Annotated in this window: 15 protein-coding genes; 13 read left to right on the top strand and 2 right to left on the bottom strand. The window is 72.2% G+C overall.

Annotation, left to right across the window (positions count from 1 at the left end):
• On the top strand, positions 1 to 612 hold the full coding sequence (locus tag ACFY15_RS11590) for a TetR/AcrR family transcriptional regulator (protein WP_390685846.1): 612 nt from the start codon (positions 1 to 3) through the stop codon (positions 610 to 612).
• Here ACFY15_RS11590 and ACFY15_RS11585 read toward each other — a convergent pair.
• A complete protein-coding gene (locus ACFY15_RS11585) occupies positions 602 to 1,489 on the bottom strand; it encodes a carbohydrate kinase (protein WP_390685847.1) in 888 nt (295 codons plus the stop codon). The two genes, ACFY15_RS11590 and ACFY15_RS11585, sit on opposite strands and share 11 nt — an antisense overlap.
• 82 nt (positions 1,490 to 1,571) lie before the next feature.
• Between ACFY15_RS11585 and ACFY15_RS11580 the strand changes: the two genes are divergently transcribed.
• From ACFY15_RS11580 to pgi, 12 genes are all read left to right on the top strand, one after another.
• A complete protein-coding gene (locus tag ACFY15_RS11580; RefSeq protein WP_390685848.1) occupies positions 1,572 to 2,003 on the top strand; it encodes a Rieske (2Fe-2S) protein in 432 nt (143 codons plus the stop codon).
• Positions 2,004 to 2,308: 305 nt separating this feature from the next.
• Complete coding sequence (uvrC, locus tag ACFY15_RS11575) at positions 2,309 to 4,309, top strand: excinuclease ABC subunit UvrC (RefSeq protein WP_390685849.1); 2,001 nt, start codon at positions 2,309 to 2,311, stop codon at positions 4,307 to 4,309.
• Positions 4,306 to 5,253, top strand: coding sequence for an RNase adapter RapZ (gene rapZ, locus ACFY15_RS11570; RefSeq protein WP_344154433.1), 948 nt, complete (start codon positions 4,306 to 4,308; stop codon positions 5,251 to 5,253). The genes uvrC and rapZ overlap by 4 nt, the downstream gene beginning before the upstream one ends.
• The gene (gene yvcK, locus ACFY15_RS11565; protein ID WP_390685850.1) at positions 5,250 to 6,314 is read left to right on the top strand and encodes a uridine diphosphate-N-acetylglucosamine-binding protein YvcK; all 1,065 of its coding nucleotides are present in this window, start codon (positions 5,250 to 5,252) and stop codon (positions 6,312 to 6,314) included. The genes rapZ and yvcK overlap by 4 nt, the downstream gene beginning before the upstream one ends.
• Positions 6,305 to 7,300 carry a DNA-binding protein WhiA gene (whiA, locus tag ACFY15_RS11560; protein ID WP_030237199.1) on the top strand — a complete coding sequence of 332 codons (996 nt, stop codon included), beginning with the start codon at positions 6,305 to 6,307 and terminating at the stop codon, positions 7,298 to 7,300. Before yvcK ends, whiA begins: the two co-directional genes overlap by 10 nt.
• Before the next feature lie 261 nt (positions 7,301 to 7,561).
• Complete coding sequence (locus ACFY15_RS11555) at positions 7,562 to 10,516, top strand: M14 family zinc carboxypeptidase (protein ID WP_390825401.1); 2,955 nt, start codon at positions 7,562 to 7,564, stop codon at positions 10,514 to 10,516.
• A gap of 233 nt (positions 10,517 to 10,749) precedes the next feature.
• Positions 10,750 to 11,757 carry a type I glyceraldehyde-3-phosphate dehydrogenase gene (gene gap / locus ACFY15_RS11550; RefSeq protein WP_390685852.1) on the top strand — a complete coding sequence of 336 codons (1,008 nt, stop codon included), beginning with the start codon at positions 10,750 to 10,752 and terminating at the stop codon, positions 11,755 to 11,757.
• Positions 11,758 to 11,895: 138 nt separating this feature from the next.
• On the top strand, positions 11,896 to 13,110 hold the full coding sequence (locus ACFY15_RS11545) for a phosphoglycerate kinase (protein ID WP_390685853.1): 1,215 nt from the start codon (positions 11,896 to 11,898) through the stop codon (positions 13,108 to 13,110).
• Positions 13,111 to 13,116: 6 nt separating this feature from the next.
• Entirely contained in the window at positions 13,117 to 13,905 is a 789-nt protein-coding gene (gene tpiA, locus ACFY15_RS11540) for a triose-phosphate isomerase (RefSeq protein ID WP_390685854.1), read from the top strand.
• 121 nt (positions 13,906 to 14,026) lie between these two features.
• Complete coding sequence (gene secG / locus ACFY15_RS11535) at positions 14,027 to 14,260, top strand: preprotein translocase subunit SecG (protein WP_042819242.1); 234 nt, start codon at positions 14,027 to 14,029, stop codon at positions 14,258 to 14,260.
• Between the two features lie 107 nt (positions 14,261 to 14,367).
• Positions 14,368 to 14,703: an RNA polymerase-binding protein RbpA gene (locus tag ACFY15_RS11530; protein WP_007263454.1), complete on the top strand. Its 336-nt coding sequence runs from the start codon at positions 14,368 to 14,370 to the stop codon at positions 14,701 to 14,703.
• A 163-nt stretch (positions 14,704 to 14,866) separates the two neighbouring features.
• Positions 14,867 to 16,573, top strand: coding sequence for a glucose-6-phosphate isomerase (gene pgi / locus ACFY15_RS11525; RefSeq protein ID WP_390685964.1), 1,707 nt, complete (start codon positions 14,867 to 14,869; stop codon positions 16,571 to 16,573).
• Positions 16,574 to 16,633: 60 nt separating this feature from the next.
• On the opposite strand, the gene pgl is transcribed toward pgi, so the two are convergent.
• A complete protein-coding gene (gene pgl, locus ACFY15_RS11520) occupies positions 16,634 to 17,416 on the bottom strand; it encodes a 6-phosphogluconolactonase (protein ID WP_390685855.1) in 783 nt (260 codons plus the stop codon).
• Positions 17,417 to 17,532: the final 116 nt, after the last annotated feature.

The raw sequence follows: 17,532 nt of genomic DNA, 5'->3' as shown, positions 1-17,532 counted from the left end.
ATGCCCGCCCCGAAGTCAACCCGGCCCGCCTCCGAGCGGCTGCTGGACGCCGCCGAGACCCTCATGCGCACCATCGGCCTCGCCAACACCACCACCAAGGCCATCGCCCGTGAGGCCGGCTGCTCGGAGGCCGCGCTCTACAAGCACTACGCGAACAAGGAAGAGCTGTTCGTACGGGTGCTGATGGAGCGCACGCCCAACGCCGGGCCGCTCATGGCCGCCCTCGACGCCGACGCCGGCCCCGGCGGGCACGCCCTCCAGGAGGCCCTCTCCGACATCGCCCGGCACGCCTCGCTGTTCTACGCCGAGGCCATGCCGATGGCCGCCTCGCTGTTCGCCGAGCCCGCCCTGCTCACCCGCCACCGCCAGGGGGTCCACGAGATCGGCGCGGGCCCGCACGTGGTGCTCGACGCCCTCGAAGGACGGCTGCGCCGGGAGCTCGACGCCGGGCGGCTGCGGGCCGGCGCCGACCCCCGCGCCGCCGCCGCGCTGCTGCTCGGCGCCTGCTTCCAGCGGGCCTTCTTCCTGCACTTCTCCGGCGCCGAGGTGGTCCAGCCGGTCGAGGAGTTCGCCCCGGCGCTCGCCCGGACCCTGTGGGCCGCTATCGGCTGAGCCCGAGCTCGGCCGCGTACGGCGGCTCGCAGCCCGCCCGGGTACAGGTCAGCGCCGCCGCGTGGGCGGCGTGGGCGAGGACCGCGGGCCAGTCCGCCGCGCCCGGGTCCGCGAGGCCCGCGAGCCGGTGCAGCAGCGCCGCGTTGACGGTGTCGCCCGCGCCGATGGTGTCCGCGACGGCCACCGGACGGGCCGCCGCGCTGTGCTCCGCGCCCTCCGCGGTCCACACCGTCAGCCCCGCCGCGCCCCGGGTCAGCACCACGGCCGAGGGACCCGCCGCCAGCCAGTCCCCGACCCGGCCGCCCAGCCAGTCCGCGTCCTCCTCCGACAGCTTCAGCACGGACACGTACGGCAGCCAGCCCAGGAACCGCTCCCGGTAGCCGGCCGGGTCCGCGATCAGCGCCGGGCGGACGTTGGGGTCGAGCAGGGTCAGCAGCCCGCGCCCCGACTCCCGCCGCAGCAGGGCCTCGTACGCGCTCGCGCCCGGCTCCAGCGCCAGCGAACAGGTGCCGAGTGCGAGGGCCCGCGCCCGCGGCGGCAGCGCGGGAGGCAGGGAGAACAGCCGGTCGGCGGTGCCCTCGACGTAGAACCCGTACGCGGCCGAGCCGTCCGGCGCCAGCGAGGGCACGGCCAGCGTGGTCGGCTCGGGCCCGCGCCGCACCAGCGAGAGGTCCACCCCGGCGGCCCGCAGCCCGGCCAGCAGGACCTCGCCGAAACCGTCGGCCGACACCCGGGAGCAGAAGGCGACCTCCGCCCCGAGCCGCCCCAGCGCCAGGGCGGTGTTGTACGGCCCGCCCCCGGGCCGGGGCAGCAGCGCGCCCGGCGGCTCCGCCAGGGGCACGAGGTCGATCAGGGCTTCTCCACCGACGACGATCACGCGGGGGAAGCTATCCCATCGGACGCCGGTAGGGTCGGGTGGGCCCCGCCCGGGTCCCGCCCCTTCGCGCCAGGAGAACCACATGTCCGCGTCACAGCCCGCCGCCCGCCGTACCGTCCTCAAGGGTGCCGCCGCGCTCGCCGGGGCCGTGGGCGCCGGTGCGGCGCTCTCCGCCTGCTCGACCGAGGGCGGCAGCGGCGCGGGCGGTCCCGCCGTGCCGAAGGAGCCGGTCGAGCTGGGTGCCGTGGCGGACGTCCCGGTCGGCGGCGCGAAGCTGTTCCGCGAGCGCAAGGTCGTCGTCAGCTGCCCGGCGGAGGGCCAGTACAAGGCGTTCAGCGCCCAGTGCACGCACGCCGGCTGCGTCCTCGACAAGATCGACAAGGGTGAGGGCAACTGCCCCTGCCACGGCAGCCGCTTCGACGTCACCACCGGCAAGGTCCTGCAGGGCCCGGCCACCGAGCCCCTCCCGTCCGTCCTGGTGAAGGCGGAGAACGGCAAGCTGATCGCGGGCTGACCACGGCGCGGCCGCGGGGCGGCCCCTACCCCCGGTCCCAGGCGATGCCCAGGATGCCCGGGCGGACCGTCTGCTCTACCAGGTGGACCGCCCGGTGGCGGCCGCTCGGGGTGAGGTCGGCGAGAGAGCGGTGGCCGGGCCGGGCCCTGCACGGCTCGTCCCCGCCCCGCCCTCCCACCGTTCCCCCCGATCGCCGGCGCGGCTGCCGACACGGCGCCGCGCCCGCGCCTCAGACGCCGGGCAGGGGACCCCGCCCCGCGCAGCGGTACGGTGCGTTGTCGTAGCGCGCCAGTAGGGTGGGCGGCATGGCCGACCCTTCCAGCTACCGACCCAAACCCGGGGAGATCCCCGACTCCCCCGGGGTCTACAAGTTCCGCGACGAGCACCGCCGGGTGATCTACGTCGGGAAGGCCAAGAGCCTGCGCCAGCGGCTGGCCAGCTATTTCCAGGACCTGGCCGGTCTGCACCCCCGGACCGCCACCATGGTCACCACGGCCGCCTCCGTCGAGTGGACCGTCGTCTCCACCGAGGTCGAGGCGCTCCAGCTGGAGTACTCCTGGATCAAGGAGTTCGACCCCCGGTTCAACGTCAAGTACCGGGACGACAAGAGCTACCCCTCCCTCGCGGTCACCCTGAACGAGCGGTACCCGCGCGTCCAGGTGATGCGGGGGCCCAAGAAGAAGGGCGTGCGGTACTTCGGGCCGTACGGGCACGCCTGGGCGATCCGCGAGACCGTCGACCTCATGCTGCGCGTGTTCCCGGTGCGCACCTGCTCCGCCGGGGTGTTCAAGCGGTCCGCCCAGATCGGGCGGCCCTGTCTGCTCGGGTACATCGGCAAGTGCTCCGCGCCCTGCGTGGGCCGGATCAGCCCCGAGGACCACCGCGAACTCGCCGAGGACTTCTGCGACTTCATGGCCGGCCGCACCGGCGCCTACCTCTCCCGGCTGGAGAAGGAGATGCAGGACGCGGCCGAGGAGATGGAGTACGAGAAGGCTGCCCGGCTGCGCGACGACATAGGCGCCCTGCGCCGGGCCATGGAGAAGAACGCCGTCGTCCTGGCGGACGCCACCGACGCGGACCTGATGGCCGTCGCCGAGGACGAGCTCGAAGCGGCCGTGCAGATCTTCCACGTGCGCGGCGGACGGGTGCGCGGGCAGCGCGGCTGGGTCACCGACAAGGTCGAGGCCGTCGACACCGCCGGGCTCGTCGAGCACGCCCTCCAGCAGCTGTACGGGGAGGAGAGCGGCGAGAGCGTGCCCAGGGAGGTGCTCGTCCCGGTCCTGCCCGAGGACGCGCCCGCACTGGGCCAGTGGCTCGCCGGGCGGCGCGGGTCGCAGGTCAGCCTGCGCGTCCCGCAGCGCGGGGACAAGAAGTCCCTCATGGAGACCGTCCACCGCAACGCCCGGCAGTCCCTCGCCCTGCACAAGACCAGGCGCGCCGCGGACCTCACCACACGCTCCCGCGCCCTGGAGGAGATCGCCGAGGCCCTGGACCTGGACGGCGCGCCCCTGCGCATCGAGTGCTTCGACGTCTCCCACCTCCAGGGCGACGACGTCGTGGCGTCCATGGTCGTCTTCGAGGACGGCCTCGCCCGCAAGAGCGAGTACCGCAGGTTCCAGATCAAGGGCTTCGAGGGGCAGGACGACGTTCGGTCCATGCACGAGGTCGTCTCGCGGCGCTTCCGGCGCTACCTCCAGGAGAAGCTGAAGACGGGGGAGTGGGCCCCCGGGGACGAGGAGCCCGAGGACGACGGGCGGCCCAGGCGGTTCGCGTACCCGCCGCAGCTGGTCGTCGTCGACGGCGGGCAGCCCCAGGTGGCGGCGGCCAAGCGGGCCCTGGAGGAGCTCGGGATCGACGACGTCGCCGTGTGCGGCCTCGCCAAGCGGCTGGAGGAGGTGTGGCTGCCCGGCGAGGACGACCCCGTCGTGCTCCCCCGCACCAGCGAGGGCCTCTACCTGCTCCAGCGGGTGCGTGACGAAGCCCACCGCTTCGCCATCCAGTACCAGCGCGGCAAGCGCGGGAAGCGCCTGAAGGCGGGCCCGCTGGACGAGGTGCCCGGCCTCGGCGAGAGCCGCAAGCACGCCCTCGTGAAGCACTTCGGTTCGGTGAAGAAGCTGAGACAGGCGACAATCGACCAGATCTGCGAGGTCCCGGGCATAGGCCGCAAGACGGCCGAGACCGTGGCCGCGGCCCTCGCCCAGGCGGTTCCCGCAGGTCCTGCCGTCAACACGGCGACAGGAGAGATCATTGACGACGAGGCCCCCGCGCCCGCGGGGACGCCGTCCGAACGGGGGACCGCGCAATGACCGAGCACGAGACCGAGCACGACCGAGACGGAGCACAGGTGAGTACGGGCACGACAGTGGAGCCCGGCGACAACGCCGAGGCGGCCATCCCCGAGCTGGTGATCATCTCCGGGATGTCCGGAGCCGGCCGCAGCACGGCGGCCAAGTGCCTGGAGGACCTCGGCTGGTTCGTCGTCGACAACCTCCCGCCGGCGTTGATCCCCACCATGGTGGAGCTCGGCGCCCGCTCCCAGGGCAACGTGGCGCGGATCGCCGTCGTCGTCGACGTCCGCGGCCGCCAGTTCTTCGACGCCCTGCGCGAGTCCCTCGCCGACCTGGAGGCCCGCGGGGTCACCCGGCGCATCGTCTTCCTGGAGTCCTCCGACGACGCGCTGGTCCGCCGCTTCGAGTCGGTCCGCCGCCCGCACCCCCTCCAGGGCGACGGCCGCATCGTCGACGGCATCGCCGCCGAGCGCGACCTGCTGCGCGAGCTGCGCGGCGACGCCGACCTGGTCATCGACACCTCCAGCCTGAACGTGCACGAGCTGCGCGCCAAGATGGACGCCCAGTTCGCGGGCGACGAGGAGCCCGAGCTGCGGGCCACCGTGATGTCCTTCGGCTTCAAGTACGGCCTGCCCGTCGACGCCGACCTCGTCGTCGACTGCCGCTTCATCCCCAACCCGCACTGGGTCCCGGAACTGCGCCCCTTCACCGGGCTCAACGAGGAGGTGTCGGGCTACGTCTTCAGCCAGCCCGGCGCCAAGGAGTTCCTGGACCGCTACACCGAGCTGCTCCAGCTCATCGCCGCCGGCTACCGCCGCGAGGGCAAGCGGTACGTGACCATCGCGGTCGGCTGCACCGGCGGCAAGCACCGCAGCGTCGCCATGTCCGAGAAGCTCGCCGCCCGCCTCGCCTCCGAGGGAGTCGAGACCGTCGTCGTCCACCGGGACATGGGGCGCGAGTGACCGGACGGACCCTGCGGCTGCGCCGCCTGCGCCGTCTGACCCCCGCCCGGGGCGAGGACGGCGCGGGCCGCGCCGGCCGCCGCGGGGCGGCCAAGGTCGTCGCGCCCAAGGTCGTCGCCCTCGGCGGCGGCATGGGCCTGTCGGCCTCCCTCGCCGCCCTGCGCCGGATCACCGGGGAGCTCACCGCGGTGGTCACCGTCGCCGACGACGGGGGCTCCAGCGGACGGCTCCGCGAGGAGCTGAGCGTGCTGCCCCCGGGCGACCTGCGCAAGGCGCTGGCCGCGCTGTGCGGGGACGACGACTGGGGCCAGACCTGGGCCCGGGTCATCCAGCACCGCTTCCAGTCCGAGGGCGACCTGCACGGGCACGCCGTCGGCAACCTGCTGATCGTCGCCCTGTGGGAGCAGCTCGGCGACCCCGTCCAGGCCCTCGACCTGGTGGGGAAGCTGCTGGGAGCCCAGGGGCGGGTCCTGCCGATGTCGGCGGTGCCCCTGGAGCTTCAGGCGCTGGTCAGGGGCCACGATCCGGCGCGCCCGGACGAGGTGGACACCGTCCGGGGGCAGGCCACCGTGGCTCTGACCCCGGGCGAGGTGCTCTCCGTCCAGGTCGTGCCCGGCGACCCGCCGGCCGTGCCGGAGGCGGTCGCCGCCGTGCTCGACGCCGACTGGGTGGTGCTCGGGCCGGGATCCTGGTTCTCCTCCGTCATCCCGCACCTGCTCGTGCCGGAGCTGCTCGACGCGCTGGTGGCGACGAAGGCCCGCAAGGTCCTCTCGCTGAACCTCGCCCCGCAGCCGGGCGAAACAGAGGGCTTCTCTCCGCAGCGTCATTTGGAGGTTTTGGCCCGACACGCCCCTAAACTCGCCCTGGACGTGGTGCTGGCCGACGAGGCCGCCGTGCCCGACCGCGAGTCCCTCGCCGATGCCGCGAAGCGGTTCGGTGCGGCGGTCGAGCTGGCGCCGGTGGCCAGGCAGGACGGCTCTCCGAAGCACGACCCGGAGCTGCTGGCCGCCGCGTACGACCGTATTTTTCGGATGCATGGAAGGATCGGCCCATGGCGATGACGCCCGCGGTGAAGGATGAGATCTCCCGCCTCCCCGTCACCCGGACCTGCTGCAGGAAGGCGGAGGTCTCGGCGATCCTTCGGTTCGCGGGCGGCCTCCACCTGGTGAGCGGCCGGATCGTCATCGAAGCGGAGCTGGACACCGGGATCGCCGCCCGGCGGCTGCGCAAGGACATCCTGGAGATCTTCGGCCACTCCTCCGACCTGGTGGTCATGGCCCCCGGCGGCCTGCGCCGCGGCAGCCGCTTCGTCGTGCGCGTCGTCGCCGGCGGGGACCAGCTGGCCCGCCAGACGGGCCTGGTCGACGGCCGCGGCCGCCCCATCCGGGGCCTTCCCCCGCAGGTGGTCTCCGGGGCCACCTGTGACGCGGAGGCGGCCTGGCGCGGTGCCTTCCTGGCCCACGGCTCCCTCACCGAGCCCGGCCGGTCCTCCTCCCTGGAGGTCACCTGCCCCGGCCCCGAGGCAGCCCTGGCCCTGGTGGGCGCCGCCCGGCGGCTCTCCATCGCCGCCAAGGCGCGCGAGGTGCGCGGCGTGGACCGGGTCGTCGTCCGCGACGGCGACGCGATCGGCGCCCTGCTGACCCGCCTCGGCGCGCACGAGTCGGTGCTGGCCTGGGAGGAGCGGCGGATGCGGCGCGAGGTCCGCGCCACCGCCAACCGCCTCGCCAACTTCGACGACGCCAACCTGCGCCGCTCGGCGCGGGCCGCGGTGGCCGCCGGAGCCCGGGTGCAGCGCGCGCTGGAGATCCTCGGCGAGGAGGTCCCCGAGCACCTCGCCGCGGCCGGCCGGCTGCGCATGGAGCACAAGCAGGCCTCCCTGGAGGAGCTGGGCGCGCTCGCCGACCCGCCGCTGACCAAGGACGCCGTCGCGGGCCGGATCCGCCGCCTGCTGGCGATGGCCGACAAGCGCGCCCAGGACCTCGGCATCCCCGGCACCGAGTCCAACCTGGACCTCAGCGAGGAGCTGGCCGACAACATGGCCGGCTGAGCCTCGGCCTGCCGGGGGCGGGACGGGGGTGCGGTTCCGCTGGGCGGAGCCGCTCCCCTCCCGCCCCTTCTCCGTCTCCCGGGCTCCGCCCCGGACCCCCGCGCCTCGGACTCCGGCGGGGCCGGAGGGGGGGCCGGGGCCGGGCGGGGCCGTGAGGCTGATTCCCGACCGGCGGACCGGTACGCCCCATTGACTGCGCGTCGTCCGATCGTGAGCCTGGCCCCCGAACGCTTTCGTGGTTGACGACGCCCAGGGGGGCACATGAGGCAACGCGCGAGAACGATCCTCGCGGCAAGCGCACTCGTCTTCGGAACCACTCTGGCCGCGCTGCCCGCCGCGGCCCAGGCACGGCCCGCCTCCGGCACCGACGAGGTACGCGTCTACGACGCCGACATCACCCGCGAACAGGTCCCGCTCGTCCTCGCCGCCGGCCAGGACGCCCATGAACTCGCCGGGCGGGCGCCCGCGAGCGGGACCGCGAAGGTCGAGCTCTTCCTCACCGGGCAGCAGGCCGCGGGGCTCGCCGCCCAGGGGGTGAAGCTCGCCGAGCACAAGGTCTCCGCCCAGGGGCTGGCCCGCACCGAGGCGGCCGGGGACGGGGTCTTCCGCCCCTACAGCGGCAAGGGCGGCCTCCAGGAGGAGATCGTGCGGATCGCGCAGCAGAACCCGGGCCTCGCCAAGGTCGTCTCCATCGGCAGGACCGTCCAGGGCAAGGACATCCTCGCCCTCAAGGTCACCAAGGACGCCGGCAGGACGAAGGACGGCGACAGGCCGTCCGTGCTCTACATGTCCAACCAGCACGCCCGTGAGTGGATCACCCCCGAGATGACCCGGCGGCTGATGCACCACACCCTCGACAACTACGGCAAGGACGCCCGGATCACCAGGCTGGTGGACTCCACCGAGCTGTGGTTCCTGCTCTCCGCCAACCCCGACGGGTACGACTACACCTTCAGCTCCGCCGGCGCCCGGCTGTGGCGCAAGAACCTCCGCGACAACAACGGCGACGGCAGGATCACCGCGGTGGACGGCGTCGACCTCAACCGCAACTTCGCCTACAAGTGGGGATACGACAACGAGGGTTCCTCGCCGAACACCTCCAGCGAGACCTACCGCGGCCCCACGGCGCAGTCCGAACCCGAGACCGTCGCCCTCGACGCCTTCGAGAAGCGCGTCGGCTTCCGGTACGCCGTCAACTACCACTCGGCCTCCGAGCTGCTGCTCTACGGAGTGGGCTGGCAGGTCGCCACCCCGACCCCGGACGACGTGGCCTACAAGGCGCTCGCGGGCACCCCGGAGCAGCCGGCCGTCCCCGGCTACTACCCGCAGATCTCCTCCGAGCTGTACACCACCAACGGCGAGGCCGACGGCCACGCCGCCAACGCCAACGGCGTCATGATGTTCACGCCCGAGATGACCACCTGCCAGACGGCCTCCGCGATCGACCCGAACGACCGGTGGAGGCCCGAGGACTGCGCCTCCGGCTTCAACTTCCCGGACGACGAGAAGCTGATCCAGCAGGAGTTCGCCAAGAACGTCCCCTTCGCCCTGTCCGTCGGCGAGAGCGCCGCGCACCCGGACCGGCCCGCCTCCTCCGTGGGGCTGAGCGCCGCCGACTTCACCCTCGACCCCTTCACCACCTCCTACGCGGCCCGCGGCGAGGACCAGACGGTCTCCGTCACGGCCCGCAAGGCGCTGAAGGACAAGCTGCTCAACTTCCGGATCAACGGCGGCCGTACGCACGACGACGAGCTCAGGCCCTGGAAGGGCGGTGACGTCTACGGCGGCGAGGACAACAACTGGTTCGACCAGTACCGGGCCGAGGTCGACGGCACCAGGCCGGGGGACAAGGTCGAGGTCTGGTTCACCGGCCGCGACGGCGGCCGGACGGTCTCCAGCGAGCACTTCTCCTACACCGTGGCCGAGCGCCCGCGCGCAGACGTCCTGGTGATCGCTGAGGAGGGCGCGAAGGCGCAGTACGCCCAGAGCTACGTCGACGCGCTGCGGGCCAACGGGAAGTCCGCCGCCGTCTGGGACGTGGCCGTCCAGGGCGTTCCGCACCACCTCGGCGTGCTCTCCCACTTCCGCACGGCCGTCCACTACACCGGCGCCGGCGCCCCCGGCGGCCCCACCCAGCTGGCGGTCCGCGACTTCCTCAACGAGGGCGGCAAGCTGGTCGAGGCCGGCGAGCTGGCGGGCGGCCGGGCCCAGCTCGGCCGGGCCCTGACCGACGACTTCAGCCAGTACTACCTCGGCGCCTACAGCCGGGCCACGGTCACGTCCCCCACCGGCTTCACCGGCACGGGCACCCTCACCGGGGCCAAGGGGGCCCTCGGCGACGCACCGGGCACCCCCGGCAACCCGCTGAACTCCCCGGGAGCCTTCAGCGTCACCTCGGACTCCCTGCCGCCGGCGCGGTTCCCGCAGTTCACGAGTGCCCGGGCGGGCCAGTACGCCGGGGTCGTCAACCCGTACGCGCCCTACGCGGGCACCGGCATGGCGTCGGCCACCCACGAGGACGACGACTGGCAGCGCCTCACGCGCACCGTGGACCTCACCCACGTCACCGCCGCCGACCGGCCGCAGCTGAAGACGGCCCTCAACTGGAACACCGAGGAGGGCTACGACCACGCCGTCCTGGAGGCCCGCACCGCCGGTGGAGAGGACTGGACCACACTTCCGGAAGCGAACGGCTTGAGCTCCGCCGCCGTCCCGGCGGAGTGCGGGGCCGGGTTCTTCGTCAACGGCCACCCGTTCCTGCGGCACTACCTCACCGTCGAGGGCGGCGGCTGCTCACCGAGCGGTACCAGCGGGGCCTGGAACAGCTTCACCGGGTCCTCCGACGGCTGGAAGCAGGTCTCCTTCGACCTGAGCCCCTACGCGGGGAAGACCGTCGAGGTCTCCCTCTCGTACATCACCGACCCCGGTTCGGGCGGCCGCGGCGTCTTCGCGGACGAGGCGCGGGTCTCCGTGGGCGGCTCCGACCAGGCCGTCGAGGGCTTCGAGACCTCCCTGGGCGCCTGGACCGCGCAGGGCGCCCCCGCCGGAAGTCCCGATGTTCCGGGCGACTGGTCCAGGACCGGAGAGCTCTTCGCCTCCTACGCCGCCGTCACCACGCGTGACACGGTGCTGTTCGGATTCGGGCTGGAGCACCTGCCGGCCGCGTCCGACCGCGCCCTGCTGATCGGCAAGGCCCTCCGCTCGCTGAGCGGCTGAGCGACGGCCCTCCCGTCGCTCACGTTGGGTGACGGGGACCAAGGTCCCCGGGGCGCCTTGCCGCAGCAGTGGTCCAGGGCCCCGGTGGGGGTACCCCCGCGAAGCGGGGGGAGTGTCAGCCTCCGGCCGATTCCACTCCGAAGCTCACGGAGGGGTAGGGTCGTAAGCGGTCGGGGACATCCCATACAGCTCGCCGGCGGGACAGGCCGGCGCACCAACGAGGAGATCGGTTCGTGACGATCCGCGTAGGCATCAATGGTTTTGGCCGCATTGGCCGCAACTACTTCCGGGCGCTTCTCGAACAGGGGGCGGACATCGAGGTGGTGGGTGTCAACGACCTGACGGACAACGCCACCCTGGTGCACCTGCTCAAGTACGACAGCATCCTCGGCCGGCTGAAGGCCGAGGTCTCGCACACCGATGACACCATCACCGTCGGCGACATGACCTTCAGGACGTTCGCCGAGCGCGACCCCGCGAACCTGCCCTGGGGCGAGCTGGGCGCCGACATCGTCATCGAGTCGACCGGCATCTTCACGAAGAAGGCCGACGCCGCCAAGCACCTCGCGGCCGGCGCGAAGAAGGTCCTCATCTCGGCCCCGGCCAAGGACGAGGACATCACGATCGTGATGGGCGTCAACCAGGACAAGTACGACGCGGCCAACCACCACGTCATCTCCAACGCCTCCTGCACCACCAACTGCGTGGCGCCGATGGCCAAGGTCCTCGACGAGAACTTCGGCATCGTCAAGGGCATGATGACGACGGTCCACGCCTACACGAACGACCAGCGCATCCTGGACTTCCCGCACTCGGACCTGCGCCGCGCCCGCGCCGCCGCCGAGAACATCATCCCGACCTCCACCGGCGCCGCCAAGGCCACCGCGCTCGTCCTGCCGCAGCTCAAGGGCAAGCTCGACGGTATCGCCATGCGCGTCCCGGTCCCCACCGGCTCGGTCACCGACCTCGTCCTGGAGCTCTCCCGCGAGACCACCAAGGAAGAGATCAACGCCGCCTTCCAGAAGGCCGCCGAGGGCCAGCTCAAGGGAATCCTCGACTACACCGAGGACGCGATCGTCTCCTCCGACATCGTGAACTGGCCGGCCTCGTGCACCTTCGACTCCTCGCTGACCATGGTGCAGGACGGTACGCAGGTCAAGGTCGTCGGCTGGTACGACAACGAGTGGGGCTACTCCAACCGCCTCGTCGACCTCACCGTCTTCGTCGGCGGTCAGCTCTGAGAACGTAGGGCAAGGCAACACCATGTGAGCACAGGGTCCGCTCGGCGCGATGAGGCGCCGTTCGGGCCCTGTCGCTTGCCCCGTCCCATCCGCCCTGCACCTGTAACAGCCCTGTACGGGGACAAGGAGTAGAAACACATGAAGACGATCGACGAACTTCTCGCGGACGGCGTGGCCGGCAAGCGGGTCTTCGTACGCGCCGATCTCAACGTGCCGCTGAAGGAAGGCGCGATCACCGACGACGGCCGCATCCGCGCCGTCCAGCCCACGATCGCCAAGCTCGCCGAGGCCGGCGCCCGCGTGGTCGTCGCCTCGCACCTGGGCCGCCCCAAGGGCACCGGCACCGAGCCCGACTTCTCCCTCGCCCCGGCCGCCGAGCGGCTCGGCGAGCTGCTCGGCGCCGAGGTCGCCTTCGCCACCGACACCGTCGGCTCCTCCGCCAAGGAGACCGTCGCGGCCCTCGCCGACGGACAGGTCGCCGTCATCGAGAACCTGCGCTTCAACGCCGGCGAGACCTCCAAGGACGAGGCCGAGCGCAAGGCTTTCGCCCAGGAGCTCGCCGAGCTGGCCGACGTCTACGTCGGCGACGGCTTCGGCGCCGTCCACCGCAAGCACGCCTCGGTCTTCGACCTGCCCGCGCTGCTCCCGCACGCGGCCGGCTACCTCATCGCCACCGAGGTCGGCGTCCTGAAGAAGCTCACCGCCGAGGTCAAGCGCCCCTACGTGGTCGTCCTCGGCGGCGCCAAGGTCTCCGACAAGCTCGCCGTCATCGACGAGCTGCTCGGAAAGGCCGACCGCATCCTCATCGGTGGCGGCATGGCCTACACCTTCCTCAAGGCCAAGGGCTACGAGGTCGGCATCTCCCTCCTCCAGGAGGACCAGGTCCCGACCGTCACCGAGTACATGGAGCGCGCCGAGAAGAACGGCGTCGAGCTGGTCCTGCCGGTCGACATCCTCGCCGCCGCGGACTTCCCCGACATCAAGGGCGGGACCCCGGCCGTCTTCGAGACCGTCGACGCCGACAAGATCCCCGCGGACAAGGAGGGCCTGGACATCGGCCCCAAGACCCGCGAGCTGTACGCCTCGAAGATCGCCGACGCCGAGACCGTCTTTTGGAACGGCCCGGTCGGCGTCTTCGAGCACCCCGACTACGCGAACGGCACCCGCGCCGTCGCACAGGCCCTCGTCGACAGCGAGGCCTTCACCGTGGTCGGCGGCGGCGACAGCGCCGCGGCCGTCCGCATCCTGGGCTTCGACGAGAACGCCTTCGGACACATTTCCACCGGTGGTGGCGCCAGCCTCGAATACCTCGAGGGCAAGACGCTCCCCGGCCTCGCCGCCCTGGAGGGCTGAACCACAATGACCTCTGTCGCACACGGCCGCACCCCGCTCATGGCGGGCAACTGGAAGATGAACCTCAACCACCTCGAGGCCATCGCCCACGTCCAGAAGCTCGCCTTCGCGCTCGCCGACAAGGACTACGACGCCGTCGACGTCGCGGTGCTCCCGCCCTTCACCGACCTGCGCTCGGTCCAGACCCTGGTCGACGGCGACAAGCTGAAGATCAAGTACGGCGCCCAGGACATCTCGGCGCAGGACTCCGGCGCCTACACCGGCGAGATCTCCGGCCCGATGCTCGCGAAGCTGAAGTGCACGTTCGTGGCCGTCGGCCACAGCGAGCGCCGCCAGTACCACGGCGAGACCGACGAGATCTGCAACGCCAAGGTCAAGGCCGCCTACCGCAACGGGATCACCCCGATCCTCTGCGTCGGCGAGGGCCTCGACGTCCGCAAGGCCGGCCGGCAGGTCCCGCACACCCTCGCGCAGGTCGACGGCGGCCTCAAGGACGTCCCGGCCGAGCAGGTCGAGTCCATCGTGATCGCGTACGAGCCCGTCTGGGCGATCGGCACCGGCGAGGTCGCCACCCCCGAGGACGCCCAGGAGGTCTGCGGGGCGATCCGCGGCCGCCTCGCCGAGCTGTACTCCCAGGAGCTGGCCGACAAGGTCCGCATCCAGTACGGCGGCTCCGTCAAGGCCGGCAACATCGCCGCGATCATGGCCCAGCCCGACGTCGACGGCGCCCTGATCGGCGGCGCGGCACTGGACGCCGACGAGTTCGTCAAGATCGTCCGCTTCCGCGACCAGTGAGTATGCGGTAGGGCCGATCCGTCGTACCCTTGCGGGGGCCGGGGGCTGCTGGTGCAGCCGTCGGCCCCCGCTTCCTCCCAGCAGCAGACGTAAGCCCAGAAAGTAGGAATCAGCCGTGGTTATGGGGTTCTCGATCGCCCTGATCGTCTTCAGCGCTCTGCTGATGCTGCTCGTGCTGATGCACAAGGGCAAGGGCGGCGGCCTTTCCGACATGTTCGGCGGCGGCATGCAGTCCTCCGTCGGCGGCTCCTCCGTCGCGGAGCGCAACCTCGACCGCATCACGGTCGTCGTCGGCCTGCTGTGGTTCGCCTGCATCGTGGCGCTCGGCCTGCTCATGAAGTCGAGCGGCAGCTGACGGTTCCGGCCATTTCGCCCGGCCCGCTCGGTCTTTACGTAAACTGAGGCGCCCACAGCGGGTATACCCTCACGCTGGGCGGCACCATCACGCAGGGAGTTACGACCGTGGCAAGTGGCAACGCGATTCGTGGAAGTCGGGTCGGAGCCGGGCCGATGGGCGAGGCCGAGCGCGGTGAATCCGCGCCCCGCCTGCGCATCTCCTTCTGGTGCTCGAACGGGCACGAGACGCAGCCCAGCTTCGCCAGCGACGCACAGGTGCCGGACACCTGGGACTGCCCGCGCTGTGGGTTCCCCGCCGGCCAGGACCGGGACAACCCGCCCGCGCCGCCGCGCACGGAGCCGTACAAGACGCACCTCGCGTACGTACGGGAACGCCGCACCGACGCCGACGGCGAGGCCATCCTCGCCGAGGCGCTCGCCAAGCTCCGCGGCGAGATCTGAGACCGGCTTCGGCCGGGCCGCGCTCAAGAGCGACTGGGGGCCCGGCCCGTGGGAGTACGAATCCCGCGGGCCGGGCCCCTTTGTGCGCGTTGTCCCCCTTCGGATCCCTTAGGTTGGGGGTGGCGGGGCACAACAGGACGGAAGAAGTGGGTTGATGTCCGAGATGAACGCACACCAGGCCGCCGCGCGAAGCGCGTCAACCAAGGGTGGTGCCGGCCGACGGGAGGGCCGCACGAGGCTCAACCGGACGCCCGAGTGGAACGCGCTCGGCAAGCACCGGGAAGAGCTGGGGCAGACGCATCTGCGGGAGCTGTTCGAGACGGATCCCGAGCGGGGCACCGGGTACACCCTGCGGGTCGGCGACCTGCACATCGACTACTCGAAGCACCTCGTCACCGACGAGACCCTCGCGCTGCTGCGCGAGCTGGCGGCGGCGACGGGCGTGGCGGAGCTGCGGGACGCCATGTTCCGCGGCGAGAAGATCAACGTGACGGAGGACCGCGCGGTCCTGCACACCGCGCTGCGCGCCCCCGCGGACGCGGTCGTCGAGGTGGACGGCGAGAACGTCGTCCCCGCCGTGCACGAGGTCCTCGACAAGATGGCGGCCTTCTCCGGCCAGGTCCGGTCGGGGGAGTGGACCGGGTTCACCGGCAAGCGCATCAAGAACGTCGTCAACATCGGCATCGGCGGCTCCGACCTCGGACCGGCGATGGCGTACGAGGCCCTGCGCGCCTTCACCGACCGCTCGCTGACGCTGCGTTTCGTCTCCAACGTCGACGGCGCGGACCTGCACGAGGCCGTGCGCGACCTGGACCCGGCCGAGACGCTGTTCATCATCGCGTCCAAGACCTTCACCACCATCGAGACCATCACCAACGCCACGTCGGCGCGCCAGTGGCTGCTGGCCGGGCTGGGCGGGGACCAGGCCGCCGTGGCACGGCACTTCGTGGCCCTGTCCACCAACGCCGAGAAGGTCACCGAGTTCGGCATCGACCCGGCCAACATGTTCGGCTTCTGGGACTGGGTCGGCGGCCGTTACTCCTTCGACTCCGCCATCGGCCTCTCGCTGATGATCGCGATCGGGGCGGACTCCTTCCGCGAGCTGCTGGGCGGCTTCCGGGCCATGGACGAGCACTTCCGCACCGCGGCGCCCGAGGACAACGCCCCGCTGCTACTGGGCCTGTTGGGCATCTGGTACGGGGCCTTCTACGACGCCCAGTCGCACGCCGTGCTCCCGTACAGCCACTACCTCTCCCGTTTCACGGCCTACTTGCAGCAGCTGGACATGGAGTCCAACGGCAAGTCCGTGGACCGCGAAGGCCATCCGGTGGACTGGCAGACCGGTCCGGTGGTGTGGGGCACGCCCGGCACCAACGGGCAGCACGCGTACTACCAGTTGATCCACCAGGGCACCCGGATGATCCCGGCGGACTTCATCGGCTTCGCCCGCCCGGTGGCGGAGCTGGAGCCGGCGCTGGAGGCCCAGCACGACCTGCTGATGGCGAACTTCTTCGCCCAGACCCAGGCCCTGGCCTTCGGCAAGACGGCCGAGGAGGTACGGGCGGAGGGCGTCGCCGAGGCGCTCGTCCCGCACAAGACCTTCCAGGGCAACCACCCGACGACGACGATCCTCGCCACCGAGCTGACCCCGGCCGTCCTGGGCCAGCTCATCGCCCTCTACGAGCACAAGGTGTTCGTCCAGGGCGCGGTGTGGAACATCGACTCCTTCGACCAGTGGGGCGTCGAGCTCGGCAAGGTCCTCGCGAAGCGGGTGGAGCCGGCGCTGACGGAGGGCTCGCACGTGGAGGGCCTGGACCCGTCGACGCGGGCACTGGTGGCCGTGTACCGGGAGCTGCGCGGGCGGCAGTAGGAACGGCGAGGCGCCCCGTACCGGCCGGTGACCGGTACGGGGCGCCTGTCGCGTCCCGGCTCAGGAAGAGGCCGGCGGGTACAGCCCCGACGGGAGCTTGGCCGCGGCGGCGCGGTCCAGCAGCCAGAGCGTCCGGCTGCGGCCGTAGGCCTCGGCGGCCGGGGCCTGGACCCCGCCCGCCCCGCCCAGGGCGATGGCCACCGCGCCGGCCTTGTCCTCGCCGGCCGCCAGCAGCCACACCTCGCGGGCCGCGCGGATCGCCGGGAGGGTGAGGGAGACGCGGGTCGGCGGGGGCTTGGGGGCCCCGTGCACACCCACGACGGTGCGCTCGGTCTCGCGGGCCGCCGGGTGCTCGGGGAACAGGGACGCCACGTGGGTGTCCGGGCCCACGCCCAGCATCAGCACGTCGAAACGCGGGACCGGGCCGTGGTCCTCGGGCGTGGCCGCCCGCGCCAGCTCGGCGGCGTACGCGGCCGCCGCGGCGTCCACGTCGGCGCCGTACGGGCCGTCGGAGGCGGGCATCGCGTGCACCCGTGCCGGGTCCACCGGGACGGCGTCCAGCAGGGCCTCACGGGCCTGTACGTGGTTGCGCTCGGGGTCGTCGGCGGGCACGTAGCGCTCGTCGCCCCACCAGAGGTCGATACGGGACCAGTCGATCGCGTCCCGGGCGGGGGCCGCGGCGAGGGCCGCGAGCAGGCCGTTGCCGTTGCGGCCGCCGGTCAGGACGACGGAGGCGCTGCCGCGGGCGGCCTGCGCGTCCACGATCTTCGTGATCAGCCGGGCGGCTGCGGCCTGGGCCATCAGCTCCTTGTCCCGGTGGACGACCACCTGGGGAGTCGTCATTCCCATGTGCTGCCGCCTTCTTGGTAGTTCTGGGTGGTGTGAGGAGGGGCGGGTGCGGGCGGGCCGCTGCGCGGAGCCGTTCCCCACCCCGCCCCTTCCCGAAACCGGGGCAACCC

The sequence above is a fragment of the Streptomyces sp. NPDC001373 genome (genome assembly GCF_042895815.1).
Lineage (GTDB): Bacteria > Actinomycetota > Actinomycetes > Streptomycetales > Streptomycetaceae > Streptomyces.
The sequence above is the reverse complement of the archived record's forward strand: the minus strand, read 5'-3'. Positions and strand labels throughout refer to the sequence as shown.